Source organism: Phosphitispora sp. TUW77, assembly GCF_048453025.1.
Lineage (GTDB): Bacteria > Bacillota > Thermincolia > Thermincolales > UBA2595 > Phosphitispora.
The window spans coordinates 755,725-772,352 of record NZ_CP156677.1; the positions used below are offsets into that span (position 1 = coordinate 755,725).

Annotated in this window: 15 protein-coding genes and 1 pseudogene; 12 read left to right on the forward strand and 4 right to left on the reverse strand. The window is 40.5% G+C overall.

Going from position 1 to position 16,628, the window contains the following annotated elements:
* The first annotated feature begins 63 nt into the window (after window positions 1–63).
* The 9 genes and pseudogenes from ABFY19_RS03520 to ABFY19_RS03560 all read left to right on the forward strand — a co-directional run bounded on the left by ABFY19_RS03520 (window position 64) and on the right by ABFY19_RS03560 (window position 8,079).
* The gene (locus ABFY19_RS03520) at window positions 64–519 is read left to right on the forward strand and encodes a hydrogenase maturation protease (RefSeq protein ID WP_418791862.1); all 456 of its coding nucleotides are present in this window, start codon (window positions 64–66) and stop codon (window positions 517–519) included.
* Window positions 512–772 carry a hypothetical protein gene (locus tag ABFY19_RS03525; protein ID WP_418791863.1) on the forward strand — a complete coding sequence of 87 codons (261 nt, stop codon included), beginning with the start codon at window positions 512–514 and terminating at the stop codon, window positions 770–772. Before ABFY19_RS03520 ends, ABFY19_RS03525 begins: the two co-directional genes overlap by 8 nt.
* Window positions 765–3,095 (forward strand): carbamoyltransferase HypF, encoded by a 2,331-nt coding sequence (hypF, locus tag ABFY19_RS03530; RefSeq protein WP_418791864.1) that lies wholly within the window; start codon window positions 765–767, stop codon window positions 3,093–3,095. The genes ABFY19_RS03525 and hypF overlap by 8 nt, the downstream gene beginning before the upstream one ends.
* Window positions 3,082–3,282, forward strand: coding sequence for a HypC/HybG/HupF family hydrogenase formation chaperone (locus ABFY19_RS03535; protein ID WP_418791865.1), 201 nt, complete (start codon window positions 3,082–3,084; stop codon window positions 3,280–3,282). Before hypF ends, ABFY19_RS03535 begins: the two co-directional genes overlap by 14 nt.
* Before the next feature lie 64 nt (window positions 3,283–3,346).
* Window positions 3,347–4,356: pseudogene (gene hypD, locus ABFY19_RS03540) on the forward strand (hydrogenase formation protein HypD).
* Complete coding sequence (hypE, locus tag ABFY19_RS03545) at window positions 4,349–5,350, forward strand: hydrogenase expression/formation protein HypE (protein WP_418791866.1); 1,002 nt, start codon at window positions 4,349–4,351, stop codon at window positions 5,348–5,350. The pseudogene hypD and the gene hypE overlap by 8 nt, the downstream one beginning before the upstream one ends.
* A 74-nt stretch (window positions 5,351–5,424) precedes the next feature.
* Entirely contained in the window at window positions 5,425–5,775 is a 351-nt protein-coding gene (locus ABFY19_RS03550; RefSeq protein ID WP_418791867.1) for a cytochrome b5 domain-containing protein, read from the forward strand.
* Complete coding sequence (locus ABFY19_RS03555; RefSeq protein ID WP_418791868.1) at window positions 5,768–6,670, forward strand: hydrogenase small subunit; 903 nt, start codon at window positions 5,768–5,770, stop codon at window positions 6,668–6,670. The genes ABFY19_RS03550 and ABFY19_RS03555 overlap by 8 nt, the downstream gene beginning before the upstream one ends.
* Window positions 6,667–8,079, forward strand: a complete 1,413-nt coding sequence (locus ABFY19_RS03560) for a nickel-dependent hydrogenase large subunit (protein WP_418791869.1) — start codon at window positions 6,667–6,669, stop codon at window positions 8,077–8,079. The genes ABFY19_RS03555 and ABFY19_RS03560 overlap by 4 nt, the downstream gene beginning before the upstream one ends.
* Window positions 8,080–8,136: 57 nt before the next feature.
* On the opposite strand, the gene ABFY19_RS03565 is transcribed toward ABFY19_RS03560, so the two are convergent.
* The 3 genes from ABFY19_RS03565 to ABFY19_RS03575 form a co-directional block, all read right to left on the reverse strand.
* The gene (locus ABFY19_RS03565; RefSeq protein WP_418791870.1) at window positions 8,137–8,451 is read right to left on the reverse strand and encodes a demethoxyubiquinone hydroxylase family protein; all 315 of its coding nucleotides are present in this window, start codon (window positions 8,449–8,451) and stop codon (window positions 8,137–8,139) included.
* 176 nt (window positions 8,452–8,627) lie between these two features.
* Window positions 8,628–9,365, reverse strand: coding sequence for a Rossmann-like domain-containing protein (locus ABFY19_RS03570; protein WP_418791871.1), 738 nt, complete (start codon window positions 9,363–9,365; stop codon window positions 8,628–8,630).
* A 78-nt stretch (window positions 9,366–9,443) separates the two neighbouring features.
* On the reverse strand, window positions 9,444–11,183 hold the full coding sequence (locus ABFY19_RS03575; protein ID WP_418791872.1) for a PAS domain-containing sensor histidine kinase: 1,740 nt from the start codon (window positions 11,181–11,183) through the stop codon (window positions 9,444–9,446).
* Window positions 11,184–11,313: 130 nt separating this feature from the next.
* Between ABFY19_RS03575 and ABFY19_RS03580 the strand changes: the two genes are divergently transcribed.
* Window positions 11,314–12,030, forward strand: coding sequence for a response regulator transcription factor (locus tag ABFY19_RS03580; protein ID WP_418791873.1), 717 nt, complete (start codon window positions 11,314–11,316; stop codon window positions 12,028–12,030).
* 14 nt (window positions 12,031–12,044) lie between these two features.
* Here the strand turns inward: ABFY19_RS03580 and ABFY19_RS03585 are convergent, their stop codons facing one another.
* Window positions 12,045–13,457, reverse strand: a complete 1,413-nt coding sequence (locus ABFY19_RS03585; protein ID WP_418791874.1) for a sodium:solute symporter family protein — start codon at window positions 13,455–13,457, stop codon at window positions 12,045–12,047.
* A 135-nt stretch (window positions 13,458–13,592) separates the two neighbouring features.
* Between ABFY19_RS03585 and ABFY19_RS03590 the strand changes: the two genes are divergently transcribed.
* Together ABFY19_RS03590 and ABFY19_RS03595 are read left to right on the forward strand one after the other, a co-directional pair.
* A complete protein-coding gene (locus ABFY19_RS03590; protein ID WP_418791875.1) occupies window positions 13,593–14,972 on the forward strand; it encodes a Na+/H+ antiporter NhaC family protein in 1,380 nt (459 codons plus the stop codon).
* Window positions 14,973–15,129: 157 nt separating this feature from the next.
* The gene (locus ABFY19_RS03595; RefSeq protein WP_418791876.1) at window positions 15,130–16,584 is read left to right on the forward strand and encodes an APC family permease; all 1,455 of its coding nucleotides are present in this window, start codon (window positions 15,130–15,132) and stop codon (window positions 16,582–16,584) included.
* The last annotated feature ends 44 nt before the right edge of the window (window positions 16,585–16,628 follow it).

The window sequence follows — 16,628 nt, forward strand, 5'->3', positions numbered from 1 at the left end:
TTAATTAAAAAAGTATGGCATATATATTTAATATAATTTTGGCCGCAGATTGGATTTGGCAGGATGATGAAAATCGTAGCAATAGGGAACAGGTTGATGAAAGATGACGGGATTGCCATAGCAGTAGCCGAAAATCTGAAAAATAAGCTGGAAGACCTGGGCTTTGAAGTAATCATCGGTGAAACGGATTTTCAGCTTTGCTTTCACCTGCTTAATGCGGATGATTTTGTTATCATTTTGGATGCGGCATTCATAGATGGAAACCCAGGGAATGTTCATGTATACAAATTGCAGGAAGCTTCCGTCAAATATGGGGAACCCGCTTCCGAGCATGAGATGAGTATATTTGATATGATTAAAATATTCTCAAAGCCCCTAAAAGGGTATTTCATTAGTATAGAAGCAGCCGAGACGGGATTTGGATTTGAGTTGAGCGATGAGTTAATGAGCAAATTCAGTGATATTTGCTTAAAAATTGAGTGTATTATTAATAGGATTATGGAGGCCCAAAATGCATGATACTTTTCTTAATGAAAGAATATATAATGTGCTGTTAAAGCTATGTGAGGAGAATTTTATTTCCAGATTGAATAAAATAACTGTGATTGTTAATCCGGACAGCCATATCAGTGGGAGCAGTCTTTATGAGTATTTCAAGGAGAGAAACAGCGATCTGGCGGGTGATTGGACTGAAATTGCAGTTGAAAAACAGAATGTCGGCAAGATGAATGCTGTGATTAAAAGCATTGAGGGTGAAGCCCCTGATGACTGATTTAAAGAGGTATAGCGTCCACATATCCGGAATTGTCCAGGGTGTGGGTATGAGGCCTTATATATACAAAACAGCAAAAAGATTTAATATCAGAGGATGGGTAAGCAATCAAGGCACATCTGTAGTCATGAAAATTATGGGCAGCAAAAAAAGTATTGAGCAATTCCTTGAAAATCTGCTGAATGAACCGCCTCCGGGGGCTAATATTTGCAGTATTGAATTTAAAACTGAGCAATATACAGAACAATTTAGGAGTGAACAAGATGTTGATTACAATAGTTTCTCAATTATCAGCAGTTCTGCAAACGGCTGTTTGCAAGGCTTCATTCCTCCTGATACGGGAATTTGCGATGAATGCATAAATGAAATTCGGGATAAGAGGAATCGTAGATATGAATATGCATTTACCAACTGCACCCACTGTGGTCCCAGATATTCGATTATAAGGTCTTTGCCTTATGACAGGCTCAATACTGCGATGGCTCCCTTTAAAATGTGCCCTGTATGCAGAAATGAGTATGAAAGTCCCGAAAGTAGAAGATTTCACTCCCAGACTAACTGCTGTCCGGATTGTGGCCCCAGGCTTTTCTTATTTGACAGCAGCGGCAAAAAGATAGAAAGCATTCATCCTATTAACGCCGCAAGAGAGCTTCTACATCAGGGGAAGCTTGGCGCAATCAAAGGAACCGGAGGGTATCATCTTGTCTGTAATGCACTGAATGAGAAAGCCGTAACCTTGATGAGACAAAGGAAAAGAAGGCCTTACAGGCCTTTGGCTTTAATGGCTGCATCTATTGATGCTGTAAAACTAATCTGTAGAGTGAATTCAAAAGAAGAAGAACTGCTTACAGGAACACAGCGGCCTATTGTATTGCTCGAAAAAAATGAGAGTAGTATTCTGCCTTACAGCATTGCTCCAAGGATTAACCGGTTTGGAGTGATGCTCCCCTATACGCCCCTGCATTATTTGCTGTTTGACGAAAAGCTTCGGTACCTCGTGATGACCAGCGGTAACAGCAGCGGATTGCCTATCTGCTACAAGGATAACGAAGCAATGGAAAAGCTTAAAAATATAGCGGATTTTTTTCTTGTTCACAACAGGGAGATACTTACTCCTGTAGATGATTCGGTAGTCAGGGTTGTTGCTGAGCGGGAAATGGTAAGCCGGTGCGGGAGAGGATATGCACCTGCTGCTTTAAGGATTAAGGCAGGTACTGAAGTTATAGCATTGGGTGCACAGGAAAAAGCCTCTGTTTGCTTACTGCATAAAGAGCATGCTCATATGAGTCAATATCTTGGCAGCCTTGAAGACATGGATTCATGCAATGAATACTTGAGGGTAATTAACCTGATGAAAATACTTCTTGATTCAAAACCAAAGTTCATTGCACACGACCTGCATCCCGGGTATTTTTCCACACAATATGCGGCCCAAGAAGCAGGTACCAAACTGCCGGTGCAGCATCATCATGCCCATATGGCAGCATGTATGGCAGAGCATGGTTTAACAAAAGACACAATAGGAGTTATTTACGATGGAACGGGAATGGGAACAGATGGGGCAATATGGGGAGGAGAATTTTTTGTTGGTTCAATGACTGGGTTCATCAGGAGCGGGCACTGGAAATATGTCACCCTGCAAGGCGGAGACAGTATGATAAAAGAACCCTGGAAATGTGCAGCATCTTATTTGTATGCCATGGGCCTGGACAGTGCAGATTTTTTTAAAGATATTGATGTTACAAAGATTAAAGCTGTACAGGATGCTGTAAGGCATAATATCAACTGCTTCAATTCATCAAGTATGGGAAGGCTTTTTGACTGTGTTTCAGCTCTTGTCATAAAGAGAATGCGTATTACTTATGATGCCCAGGCGGCTATTGAACTGGAGAGTGTTGTAAATAAAAATATAAGTGATTATTACCCTTATTCTATCTGTGAAAAGGAAAATAAGCTGGAAATTGGTTATGAGGAAATAATTTTAGGCATTTTAGAAGAATTGAAGGCAAGAAGAAGTGCTTCATATGTATCTGCCAAGTTTCATAATACCATTTGTAAAGTGACTGTAGATTGTATTTGTAAAATGAGGCTTAGATACCGGATAAATGATGTTGTTTTAAGCGGCGGAGTGTTCGAAAACAGCTATCTCCTTACAGCTATCTTGAAGGAATTAAAAAACCATGATTTTAATGTATATTGCAGTATGAGGGTGCCTGCAAATGATGGAGGCTTGTCTTTCGGTCAGGCAGCCATTGCTGCACATATGAAAAAGGAGGATACTTGTGTGTTTGGCAGTTCCGGCAAGGATTATGTCCATACATGATACCCATGCATGGATAGAAACCATGGGTGTCAGGAAAAAAGTCAATATTCAGCTTATTGCCTCTCCCGTGCCTGGTGAATATGTACTGGTTCATGCAGGCTTTGCCATTGAAAAAATCGACCCAGAGTATTTTCGTTTTTTGAGTGAGATGTTATACGAAATGCTGGAAGGACAAAATAATGAGTGAAGATAGAATTGTAGAACGACTGCTCCGTTGTGTCAAAGAAATACAGGAGCGGGATATCCGGATTATGGAGATTTGCGGGACACATACCAGGGCAGTTTCCAAATCGGGTATCCGGTATTTGCTTCCCCGGCAAATAAAGCTCTTATCCGGTCCGGGCTGCCCTGTCTGTGTCACTCATGAGTCCTATATAGATAAAGTAATAGAGATATCGGATGCAAAAAATGTAATCCTTGCTACCTTTGGAGACATGATACGGGTCAGAGGCACATCCGGCAGTTTATGGGATAAGCAGAGAAAGGGTGCAGAAATTGCTGTTGTTTATTCTCCGGAGGATGCAATGGTTATTGCAGCAAATAACAGGGATAAGCTTGTTGTTTTTGCTGCAGTTGGTTTGAAACCACAGCCCCCCTGATTGCCACAACGGTTAAACAGGTTAAAGCAAGCGGACTTGATAACCTTTTCTTTCTAACCGCTCTAAAATGTATGGAGCCGGTTATTCGCTTTATTCTCCGGGATGAAAGAAATAACATAAATGCAATGATTTGCCCCGGCCACGTAGCTGCAGTAATTGGAGCCGACTGCTTCAGATTTATTACCTGTGAATTTGGCATACCTGCTGCTGTATGTGGCTTTGAAACAGCAGATATTGCGGCAGGAATATGCCTGTTGTTGGAGCAAGTTGCCGGGAAAAGGCCGGTAGAGTTTTGTAACCTTTATAAGAGGTGTGTCAGGGCGGGGGGGAATATTGCAGCTCAAAATATTATAAATGAAGTTTTTGAAGTAACAGATGGGGTCTGGAGAGGTATTGGCAGCATCAAAAATTCGGCATTGGCGTTGAACAAGAAATATGAACATCTGGATGCCGCAAAGCGGCTTGGAATAGAGTTTGACCAATCCTCAACTCCTGCAAGCTGTCTTTGCAGTGAAATTCTTCTTGGAATAAAGCTGCCTTGCCAATGCAGGTTTTATGGGACTGCTTGTACACCCGAACAGCCGTCAGGGCCATGTATGGTGTCATCGGAAGGTGCCTGTGCAGTATACTACAGGTATGGAGGCAATAACGAAAATGGATAATAAAATCAGACTTTCCCACGGGGACGGGGGCAGCTATACCCGGCAGTTAATTAAGAATGTTTTTTTAAAATACTTTGGTGAACCATGCTCCGGGGATATGGCGGACTCCTTTGTCTTTTACACTGATTCGGGTAAATTGGCTTTTACTACAGACAGCTTTGTGGTAAAACCGCTGTTTTTCAAAGGTGGGGACATAGGCAAGCTTGCTGTGTGTGGAACCATCAATGACCTTGCAGCCGCCGGAGCCGTACCTTTATACTTAACTGCAGGCTTTATTATTGAAGAAGGCTTCAACATAGAGAGTCTTTGCAGGATTGCACAGTCTATGGCAGAGGTAAGCAGAGATACGAGGGCAAGAATTGTTGCTGGAGATACCAAAGTGGTTGAGAAAGGGAGTGTTGATGGGGTCTTTATTAATACATCCGGAATTGGCATGGTATCTGAGCTTTATAACCCTCGCAGGATGGAGCCGGGAGATGACATTATTGTAACCGGGGGGATTGCTGAACACGGTACCGCTATACTTATTGACAGGTATAACATGAATATTGAAGCAGAACTTGAAAGTGACTGTGGGCCGATGAGCAGTTTGTTGTCTGTTTTGAATAAGCACCTTGCATATATAAAAGTAATGAGGGACCCGACCAGGGGAGGTCTGGCAACTGTCCTTAATGAAATGGCCCTAGACCGGGGAACGGATATAGAATTAGATGAAAAAAGCATTCCTATAAAAAGTCAAGTAGAGGGCATTAATGATATTTTAGGGATTGACCCGCTTTATCTTGCCTGTGAAGGCAGAATGGTTATTGTAGTTGAAAAAGGCTATGGAGATAAGGTTTTGAAGCATATAAAAATATTTGGCAATTGTCGGGAGGCAGCTATCATCGGACGAGTTGCTTCCGGTACCCACGGGTTGGTTTATATAAATACCGCAATAGGAGGCAAACGTATCCTGCCTATGCTGGAAGGTCGGATGCTCCCTAGAATATGCTGAGTAAAACAAGTAAATCACAAAGCAACTCTCCGGAATAAAATGAATATAAACTTACTTATTGCCGGAGGAAAGAAATGAAAGAAACTAATAATACAGTTAAACAAATCGATTTTATACTTGATAAAATCAGGCATGACTTAAACATAACAGCAGGGACGATGAAACGGATTTTACAGATACAGCCGGAAATAACGATATTTACGCCGGAACAGTTGGCTAGGTTCAATGGCAAGAATGGCAACCCCGCATATATAGCAGTAAATGGAACAGTGTATGATGTTACAAATAATGCGGCTTGGGCTGCGGCTACACATTTTGGGCTGACAACCGGTCAGGACCTGAGTGATGAATTTGCTTCCTGTCATCCTGGGCAGCCTATTTTGAACAACTTAAGAGTAGTTGGAAAGCTGGTGCAAAATGAATAATTTAAGTAAGACCTGTCCTGAATATCAGAATAGGCTCAAAAAGGCAGCAAGCCTTGTAAATGCTGTTAGGATGCAAGCCGGAAAGGGTAGTTTGAAAAAAAGAAATCTTATTTGGCTTGAACTGACCGGGTGCTCAGGAAATATCATATCACTTTTGGATGGCACGAATCCTGATTTCAAGTTCCTGATTTCGCAAATGACTTATTTTATCTATAATAACAGTCTGCTTGCTGCTGAAGGTGAATATGCCATGGAGCGCCTGTTCAGTGCCCTTGACAATGATTTTATTCTTGCGGTGGAAGGGGCTGTAGCGACAAAAAATAATGGATTGTACAATATCATTGGCTGTTACAAAGGTAAGCCCGTAACGGCACTTGAAGCAGTGAAAACGTTTGCCGAGAAGGCCACTCATGTTATCGCTGTCGGCGCTTGTGCAACCCATGGAGGTGTCTCGGCAGCAAGGCCCAATCCGGCTGAATGTGTTAGTGTGCCGAGTGTTCTAAACAGAAAAGTAATAAATTTGCCTGGATGTCCATGCCACCCGGATTGGTTTATGGGTACACTGGCCCACATCTTGCTTTATGGAGAGCCTGAACTTGATAGAAGGGGGAGACCCCTTTTGTTTTACCGCACCCTGATTCACGATAGGTGTCCTCGCAGATCGTATTTCGATAAGGGAATCTTTGCCGAAAAACTTGGAGATAAAACCTGTATGTTCAAACTGGGTTGCAGGGGGCCGGTAACACGCATTGATTGTCCCACAAGGCAATGGAATGGATATGTAAACTGGCCTATTGAAGATGATACGCCATGTATTGGCTGTGCCCAATTCGGGTTTCCCGATGCAATGGAGCCGTTTATCAGCTATAATATTACAAGAGAGGTAACTGAATGAGAAAAAAGATTATTATTAATCCTGTGACCCGCATTAGCGGATTTATGGAAATACGGGCTGATATCGAGAACAACCTTGTTGTGGATGCCAGGACATCGGGCCTTTTATTCCGGGGCTTCGAAAAAATGCTGAATGGCAGGAACCCCTTTGATGCGGTATATTTTACCCAGCGAATTTGCGGCATCTGTTCAACTGCCCATTCCATGGCTTCAACCTTGGCTTTGGAAGATGCTATGGGAATTATTCCTTCTGAACAAGGGAGATATTTAAGAGACCTCATACATGGATGTGAATTCCTGCAGAATCATATCCGCCATTTTTATCAGTACACCATTCCGGATTTTGTAAAACTGCCTGAAAACTATCCTTTATTTAAGACCGGATATAGTGATTTCAGACTGCCAAAAGAAAAAAATGACAAGCTGGTCAATGATTACTTTGATTCTCTTGATATAAGCCGGAGTGCGCATGAAATGCTTGCTGTACTGGGAGGAAAAGTCCCGCACAACCATGGGGTGTTTATCGGAGGGATTACCACACAGGCCACTACAGATAAAATTATCAAGATTAAATCCATTCTTAATACCATATATCAATTTATTAATAATAAAATGATTCCTGATGTGTATATCATTGCAGAATATTATAAGGATTATTTTAGTATTGGGAAGGGATATGGTAATCTTTTGAGTTATGGCTGTTTCAACGGTTATAAAAACCTGGGTACACTGTATGTAAATCCACTTGTATATTACGGTGGTGACACGAGCACTTTTAATCCAAATAATATTACTGAGGAAATTGACTACTCTTGGTATAAAGATAAAAAAAGCTCATATAAGCCAATTGAGACTGTCCCGGATGCGGATATGAGCAAAGAACAAGCATATTCATGGGTAAAAGCTCCAAGATATAATAACCTGCCCTTTGAAACAGGTCCTTTGGCAAGACAATGGCTGAGTGGTGAATATAAAAACGGAATATCTACAATGGATAGAATAATTGCCAGGGCTCTTGAAGCTAAAAAAATTACGGCAGTAATGAATACACTCCTTGGGAATCTTATTCCCGGTGTATCTGTACAGGAGGAATACTCTGTGCCAGAAACAGGCGTTGGAGTGGGATTGATCGACACCACAAGGGGGGCCCTGGGGCATTGGCTGAAAATCAATAAAGGTGTGATTTCATTTTACCAGGTCATTACACCATCAGCTTGGAATCTTTCAACAGGCAGCGGAAACAATTTGAAAGGTACTGCTGAGCAGGCCCTTATTGGTATGCCAATCAGGAATATAGATGAACCCATTGAGTTGGGAAGGACAATTCGGTCTTTTGATCCTTGTATTTCGTGTGCAACCCATATTTATACCGGAGGCAAGTGCATTAATACTATAGATATGATGCTGTGAAATAATAAACCGGCTAAAACGCCGGTTTATTAAATTAATATACTGTATTTATTGTATTTACTGTAATGGAATTTGGAAATTTTGGGCCTGCTGCTGCTGAACGGTTTGTTTCCCTTTTTCTGTTAGCTCTGCATCTCTTGGGCTTAACATATACAAAAGTTGCTGTAGTTCCCCGACGTGCTTTCTCTCTTCATCAGCAATATGATATAAGATTTTTTTAACTCTGCCATCATTTGTAGCCATCGCGTGGGCTTCATAACCGATAATGGCTTCCAATTCACCTGCAATGTCAACACGGAGTGCCTGTACCAGTTCTTCATTGGACATTTGCCTTGGAACCATGGCCACGAATGGATTCCCGAGTAGTGCCATAAACTCACATCCTTCATACTTATGATTTAATAGAACAAATAGCACAATGTTTATTTCTATATTAGTTATGCCTGTTTTTGAAAAAAATAGGCCAGGGAATTTTTGGATGGAGTTATAATTTTTGGGTCATCTACATAGCTGAGCCGTAATATTACAAAGCAAATGCGGGATTTGTTTTAGGCGGATTCAGGGCAAAACCTGTTTAATCCTAAAAGCTGGGCAGTTCCGGATATAGTTGTCCCATAAAACAACACAGGTTTTTTCCTATTCAAAAATTGGTCTATGGTGGCATTTACGACAGTACTGCCTGTCACCAGAAAAAGATCACACCATTCCTCAATGGCTTCCAGTTTACTATCGTTATTTTCAATGGTAACACCATACTTATTTTTCCCAATGTTATCCGGATCAAGATCAAAAACCCTGATGTTAAAGCGACAGGCAAGCTGTTCAACCATGGCAGGCTGGAGTCCGATTACAGCAATACGCGGATTACCGTAATCTTCCGCAACTTTTTCTGCAAGTTTTTTACTGCATGCTCCCAGGTCGTCATCTTTACAATGAATTGTGCCGGAAGCTTTGCCTGTTTTACGTAAGACAGCGTTTAATGAGGCAATGATAACGGCACGTTTGTAATTATTGTCTGGGAAAAGTGTCAATGCTTCTTGTAGGGTACCGAAAAAATTTCCTGGCATATCAGTAAAAGCCTGCCCCTTGCAGCCATCGATTATTGCCTGCATTAATGTTTCTTTTCCTTTTTGCAGGGGAAAATCGTCACGTCCGGGAAAGCCAATTGCTTCCTCGGGGGAAAGGGCCTGACAGGTAATATTGATGTTTGTGCTGCAAAGGTCAGGGTTTTGAAGAATTTCAACGATATGGGGCCGGAGCCTCTTAAATACCTCTGGTATCTCCAATAAAATCACCTCCAATATTTATTTTCTAGCATCAAATATAGAATCCTCTTTTTAATAATTTGTTTTTGGTTAAACGTGCTATAGCACACGTGGCAATGAAATAAAAAAAACAGTACCTGTGCCTACTTCACTTTCAACCCAAATCCGTCCTCCATGGGCCTCGACAAGTTGTTTGGTAATCGCCAGACCCAGACCGCTTCCAGCCGGATAGCCGGTACGGTAAGGTTTCCCTTTGAAAAACCTGTCAAAAATATGAGGCAGTTCTTTCGCTGATATGCCGCTGCCGTTATCCCTGACAAAACAAACAACTTCAGCTTTTGTAGTACTGTGACAGCCGACTTCCAGGGTCCCGCCCGGTAATGTTTGTTTAATACTATTAAATATTAAATTGCCAAATATTTGGTCTATACGGTCCGGATCAATAGCAATACAAATTTCACGATTTGGGTTAATTTCCCTGGTAAGGCCCTCATTTCTTAATGGGGGCCAATTTAATGTAAAGTTTAATTCTGCATTGCGTACATCAATTTCATATTTGTGGTAAATTTGCTTCAGCATTTTCTGAACCGGAATATGACTAATATTTAATGTTAGCTGCCTGGCCTCTAATTGTGTCAGCTGCATGATATCACTAATCAAACGGTTTAAGCCCTGTGTTTTGGCATAAATTATCTGCAGATATTTCATGATTTGTCCCGGCTCATTTACCGCACAGTGTAAAACAGTTTCCGCATAACCCTGAATAGTGGTAATTGGAGTGCGTAATTCATGGGAAACAGTTGATAATAAATCACGGCGGAACTTTTCTAAGCGCATAAATTCTTCTTCAACCCGTTTATGTTCGGAGATATCACGGACAATGCCCTCTATAGCAAGCAGATTGCCAAGTTGATCAGAAATAAAGGTATGACTTTGTTCAACCCAAATAATTTCCCCATTCTTACGCTGCAACCGGAATTTTACGTTTGCTTCAGGGTCTGTCGCCGCTTTTTCAATTGTTGAGAAAAAATGTTTTTTATCCGATTTATTAAGACTGTCAAAAAACAATTGCGGGTTTTGATAAAATTCCTCGGGCTTATAACCGGTTACAGTTAAGGCGGCCGGACTAACGTATTCAAATGCTGGTTCCGGTAATAAGCGGCAGCGATAAAGCATATCCTGAGCATGCTCTGCCAATAAGCGGAAACGATTCTCATGTTTTATTAATTCCTGTGTAGTTTTTTCAAAATATACCAGTAAAATGCAAATTGATAATAAAGGTGTAAGTATCGAAGAACTAAGATAACCCCAGGGTGAAAACCAGAATTCGGGCCGTACAAAAAAATAGTAACCTTTATGAATCCCCCAGACAATAAACATCCATCCGGTAAAATGATGGATAATTCCTTCTTCTTTCAATGAGTTTAGAAACTCAATTCCTGTCCAAACCGGCAGTAAGCTGAGCAATAGAGAGGATGGCAAAGTTAATGTAGAATATGAAATTTTAAATAACGGCAAAATAATTAGAAAAATAATGATGATTATTACTAAATATACTAAGGATTTGGCTAATTTTTTGTTTAAGAACAGGTATGTGCCCCACATCAATAAAAGAATGCTGACAAAATATAAAATCTGTTTTTCTAAAATTAGCCAAGCTCTGTCATTTGCCGGATGATAAAAAATATCAAACAGAAAACTTAATGAATAAATTGCCCAGCTAAGCCCCCAAAAAGCAATATAACGTTCACGCTTTTGCTGTGATATATATAAATAAACCAGCGAAAGCATGAAAGTTGTTGATACCATTGCAATTATCGCATAATTAATTACTATCATTTACATCCCGCACTTATTTTCAGCACATAATAAAATGCTGTGAAAATTTAATGTCCGGATATTATTATTTCAATAAATTCAAATTTAAATTAGCAGTCAGCCGATAAATAAGTAAAAGGCGGTGTATTTAATGGCTAATGAAAAAATTCTAATTGTTGATGATGAACCGGAAATTTGTGATTTTATTTCTATTTACCTGAAAAACGAAGGCTTTCAGACATTGATTGCACATGATGGTAAAACAGCGTTGGAATATATTAAAAAAGAAAATCCGAACCTCATTATCCTTGATGTGATTTTGCCTGATTTTGATGGAATTGCAACTTGTTTGGAACTGCGAAAATCTACAATCACCCCGGTAATTTTCTTGAGCTGTAAAAATGAAGAAATGGATAAGGTTATTGGACTAACAGTCGGTGGTGATGACTATCTCACTAAGCCATTCAGCCTCAGTGAGCTTACTGCACGGGTTAAAGCCCAGCTCAGGCGCAGCAGCATTATGCAGAACACAGATTTTATTAAAAAGCCGAATCTAATCCGGTATGGTGAATTAGTAATTGATATTGAAGCTTATACAGTAACAGTTAATGAAAAGCCAGTTATTCTTTCTGCTAAAGAATTTGAAATCCTTACTCTGCTGGCCCGTAACCCAAATCGTGTTTTCAGCAGTGACCAATTATTTACTTTGGCGTGGCAGGAACAATATATCAGAGATTCACGAACGATTGCGGTTCATATCAGCAATATTCGAAAAAAAATAGAACAGGACCCCGATCATCCGGAATATATCCTCACAGTATGGGGGGTGGGATACAAATTTAACGGTAATCTTCCCAAGCATGATTAATCTATATAGCATGATTAATCTACATTCATATAAGCAAACATAACATATAAAAAGCAATTAACACAAAATCCGATCATTCCGGTGGACCACCCATTGCTCCAGGTAAATGCAGATGGATGAAGCACCCCGAATATTGCTATTACACTTCCGGTCAACATTCCGGCAACTGCACCGGTAATATTTCCTTTTTTCCAGTATAGGCCGAATAGCAGCGGAACAGCTGCCTGTACAATACAGTTATAAAGGATAAATTCAATAATAATTAATTTTGGCAGCTGGATTGTTGCCAGCCACAGAGAAAGCAGTCCGACAACGATAGTTGTTGCTTTAGCATTCTTTAGGGCAGCTTGAGGTGAGAGCTTTCTGCCGGTATATTGAAAATCATTAACAATAATTATTGAAGCAGCATTAATAATACTGGCAATGGTTGATATACAAGCTGCGAGCACCACTACTGCCATCATTGCCAAACCAAGTGCCCCGCCGAAATGCTCAGCTAACCAGAGAATTCCCCTGCTTGCATCTGCAGGGAACCCGGGCAGTAATCCCGCGCCGAGGCCAAGCATTAACGGCAAAAATGCAACTGCAATTACTGCGAATGGTACAAGAAGTATAGTTCTCTGCATTGCTGCCGGACTTTCGGCACGGTACAGATGAGTAAATTCGTCCGGCCAGCAAAAGGCCCCTAAAGTACCTGTCAGCATACTTGAGACAAACAAATTGGCGTTCCAACTCCCTTCCAGACTGAATAATTCGGGCTTTTGTGAACTGACAAACTCATAAAGCGGAATTATCCCACCATATGCTTCCCTGATCAAAAAATAAACCAGCCATCCTCCTAAAAAAATAAAAATACATACCTGGTATAGGCTGCCTACTGCGCAGGCGCGTGCCCCCCCGTAATAACAGTAAACTGTGATAAATAATGCAATTATTGTTATCCCAAGTTCAAAATTAATTAAGTTCCGTGTAGCAACCGACAGTATATAACCTGCAGTTTTTAATTCGATAACCAGCCACGGGACCCAGAAAGCAAATGTAAACAGTGAATAAAACATCTTAAAAGCACGGTTTTGGTAACGCAGTTCAATAAAATCGGCAAGTGTCAGCAGGTTATGTTTTTTTCCCATCGTCCAGACCGGCTTGGCAAGAATATAAACCAGCACGAGCCCCCCCAGTGCGTAAAGAACCAGGTATTGTGCGAAGATTCCATAATTAACTGCGGTTGCAAACCAATCCGTATAAGTAGCCCCTACAAACCAAGCGCCAATATATGAAAAAGCAACTTGTATCCATTTCAAAGAGCGTCCTGCAACGGCATAATCCTCAATTGACTTTGGTTTAACAAAACCTGTCCTCAATACTAAAATATTAATACCCAAAAATATTAAAACGATAAAAATTACAATAAGCTGTGGTTCACGCATTTCCATCCCCCCCGGTAACTTTATTATGTTCCGAACTAAATTCTTTATAAATTCTTTATAATTTCTTTATTTTATCTAAATATTTAGGTTTTAAAATAAGAATTGTAAAACAGCTGAAATGGTGGGGGTGCGAATATGGAGAGCTATGGAGCTATAAGCTTGATTCCTGCGGCAATCGTTGTCATATTGGCCTTGGTTACCCGTAAAACCTTGGAGCCATTACTGATAGGCTCTATAACGGGTTTTATTATTCTCAGCAAGGAGAATTTTTTTACTGAGTTTGTTAATGCTTCCCTGAAAGTATTGGGGGACCCTACAATTGGCTGGGTTATTCTCGTTTGTGGTTTTATGGGTAGTTTAATAGCGGTACTGGAAAAGTCAGGTGGGGCAAATTCATTTGCACTGCTGGCGATTAAATATGCGAATACACGTAAAAAATCATTGTTTTTCACCTGGCTGGTTGGGCTATGCCTTTTCATCGATGATTATTTAAATGTATTAACAGTCGGCTCCACTATGAAAAAGGTTACTGATAAACACTTAATTCCACGCGTTTTTCTGGCGTATTCGGTTGGTTCTACGGCAGCGCCGATTTGTGTTTTGGTTCCTTTTTCGACATGGGCTGTTTTTTTTGCCTCATTACTGGCAAATGAAGGCTTAACGGTTAACGGGAGCAGTATTGGGGCTTATATTCAATCAATCCCATACATTTTTTACGGCTGGGCTGCGGTTTTCATCATTCTGCCTTTGGTAATTAGTGGCATCATCCCTTTAGTGGGGCCGATGAAAAAAGCGGATGATATTGCTTTAAAAACAGGGCAGTTATTCCCAGCTGATTATGTTGAGGCAAATCAACAGGTAAATGCCGAAGATAAAACAGAAGCAAGCCCAGAAAACGCAGGGGGCATTTTGATTAATTTTATACTGCCAATAATAGTACTTATTGCTGCTACCATAGCTATGGATATTGACCTTTTAAAAGGGGTAATAGTTGCTATGGTATTTACTGCAATGTTGTATAAATTTAAGGGAATTATGAAATATGAGGAATTTATGAACAATTGCTGGGAAGGTTTTCAGAGCATGGTTGTCGTTCTGGGGGTGGTGATTGTTTCATTTATTTTTAAGGAAGCAAATGATGGTTTGGGGTTAACTAACTATGTTATTGAAACCGTAAAACCGATGATGAATGGCGGATGGTTACCTGCTGTGACATTTCTTGTGACTGCGGGTATTGCGTTTGCAACGGCAACGTTCTGGGGGTTGGCGGCAATTATGATACCAATAGTAATTCCCCTGTCCCTGGCAATGGGGGTTGATCCATTCCTTACTTCAGGTGCAGTTTTTTCCGGAGCTGCATTTGGCAGTCATGCCTGCTTCTATTCTGATTCCGCAATTCTCATAGCTAAGGCTACCGGGATACGGCCTTACGACCATGCAATTACCCAGTTGCCTTATGCCATAATTGCAGCACTATTGTCAACGGCATTTTATATCTTCTTCGGCTTTGCTTAATCAACTTCAGTGCAGAGAATAAATTATTTCTATCCCTAGTTTATTTTTAAGGAGGTGTTCTATTGGGATTCATAGTGATAAAAGGGATGGTTAAATAACTACACGCCAGAGTACTAAGTTGGTTCTAATTAATAATACTAAAGGAGGTTTCTGTTAAATGAGTGGCTCAAATGAAAAAACAAATACGCCAGGGATAAAACGTATTGATATCGTATTAGGCCTAATTTGCGCAATATTTTTTATTGATACCGTTTCACCGGTTGCACAAATGGGTCCTGCGGCGATAACCTGGATGATAATTATGGCTGTATTGTTTTTCTTCCCTGGCAGTTTGACTGTTGCTGAATTGGGTTCGGCTTATCCTGAAAACGGCGGCTTTTATGCCTGGATTAAACGTGCTTACGGTAAGGCATGGGGAGCAAGAATTACATGGATGTATTGGTCTTGTAACGCAATTTGGATTTCTTCTGTGGCAACTTTTACTTCTACAGTATTTTGCCAGTTATTTATACCGAATGTATCTATGGTGGTACAAAGCATCATGAACCTTGCGCTTATCTGGCTGATGGTTTTCGTAGCATCTCGACCACTGAAAAACAGTACGTTTTTTATTAATGCCAGTGCGGTGATAAAACTAGGTATGGCTGCAGGTCTGGTGGTTGCTGCTTTTTCTGTCCTCAGCAAAAACGGCTTTGTCCCGGCGAACTCCATTTCTTGGGCCGATTTTAAGCCGACATATGGACAAACATTGTATTTCTTACCTGCATTAATTTACAATTTTCTCGGATTTGAATCCATGTCTGCCGCTACCGCAGAGATGAAAAATCCGGCTAAGGATGTTCCAAAATCAGCTTTGAATAATGTTTTGATAGTAACCGTATTATATATCGTAGCTGTTTTAGCAATGTTAACTATTCAGCCCGTTGAAAATATCAGCATAGTTAAAGGAGTTATGGATGCCTTTATGATTGGTTTGGGCTCAAGTCCGATCATGAAATTTGTTGTCTACACCATTGGGCTGCTATTTGTTCTGGTATTATTTACACAAGGAATGCTGTGGATTCTAACAGTATGCCGTGTTTCTGCTGAAACCGCACTTCATTATGAATTGCCTATGGCATTTGCAAAAATGCATCCTAAGAATAATACGCCGATCGGCAGTTTGATTCTTGCCGGGATAGTAGCTACTGTTGTAAATGTTATTTATGGTTTTATGTCAAGCTCTGCAGAAGAAATGTTCTGGACGATTTTCTCCTGTACAAGTATTATTCTGTTACTTCCTTATTTGATAAATTTCGAAGCGTTTTTAAAACTGCGTAAAGAAGATACTACTACGAAACGCCCATATACTTTCCCTGGTCCAAAGGGTTTAGTATCATTCTTTATTAGAATTGCCCAAATTATTATTCTGCTTTGTATCCTTTTCTTCGTATGGGTTCCCGGTGAACCGTTTAATATGAAACTTGGCCTGTCAGTCATTATCGGTGTTATTGTTACTCTGGGCGCCGGTGAAATTATAACCAGGACAAGCATGGCCAGGGCCCCTGGTAATAAGAAAGCTGCAGAAAAATTAGGTGGCGTGGAAAATATAGGTGCTACAGAAACTCTATAACAATTTAAGGCAGAAATAATTAATCATCAAATGGAGGTTTTGAA

What these genes read in the sequence shown, in the direction of transcription:
- ABFY19_RS03520 (WP_418791862.1), top strand. Translation starts at nt 64, where the DNA reads ATGATGAAAATCGTAGCAATAGGGAACAGGTTGATGAAAGATGACGGG.
- ABFY19_RS03525 (WP_418791863.1), top strand. Translation starts at nt 512, where the DNA reads ATGCATGATACTTTTCTTAATGAAAGAATATATAATGTGCTGTTAAAG.
- hypF (WP_418791864.1), top strand. Translation starts at nt 765, where the DNA reads ATGACTGATTTAAAGAGGTATAGCGTCCACATATCCGGAATTGTCCAG.
- ABFY19_RS03535 (WP_418791865.1), top strand. Translation starts at nt 3,082, where the DNA reads ATGTCCATACATGATACCCATGCATGGATAGAAACCATGGGTGTCAGG.
- hypE (WP_418791866.1), top strand. Translation starts at nt 4,349, where the DNA reads ATGGATAATAAAATCAGACTTTCCCACGGGGACGGGGGCAGCTATACC.
- ABFY19_RS03550 (WP_418791867.1), top strand. Translation starts at nt 5,425, where the DNA reads ATGAAAGAAACTAATAATACAGTTAAACAAATCGATTTTATACTTGAT.
- ABFY19_RS03555 (WP_418791868.1), top strand. Translation starts at nt 5,768, where the DNA reads ATGAATAATTTAAGTAAGACCTGTCCTGAATATCAGAATAGGCTCAAA.
- ABFY19_RS03560 (WP_418791869.1), top strand. Translation starts at nt 6,667, where the DNA reads ATGAGAAAAAAGATTATTATTAATCCTGTGACCCGCATTAGCGGATTT.
- ABFY19_RS03565 (WP_418791870.1), bottom strand. Translation starts at nt 8,451, where the DNA reads ATGGCACTACTCGGGAATCCATTCGTGGCCATGGTTCCAAGGCAAATG.
- ABFY19_RS03575 (WP_418791872.1), bottom strand. Translation starts at nt 11,183, where the DNA reads ATGATAGTAATTAATTATGCGATAATTGCAATGGTATCAACAACTTTC.
- ABFY19_RS03580 (WP_418791873.1), top strand. Translation starts at nt 11,314, where the DNA reads ATGGCTAATGAAAAAATTCTAATTGTTGATGATGAACCGGAAATTTGT.
- ABFY19_RS03585 (WP_418791874.1), bottom strand. Translation starts at nt 13,457, where the DNA reads ATGCGTGAACCACAGCTTATTGTAATTTTTATCGTTTTAATATTTTTG.
- ABFY19_RS03590 (WP_418791875.1), top strand. Translation starts at nt 13,593, where the DNA reads ATGGAGAGCTATGGAGCTATAAGCTTGATTCCTGCGGCAATCGTTGTC.
- ABFY19_RS03595 (WP_418791876.1), top strand. Translation starts at nt 15,130, where the DNA reads ATGAGTGGCTCAAATGAAAAAACAAATACGCCAGGGATAAAACGTATT.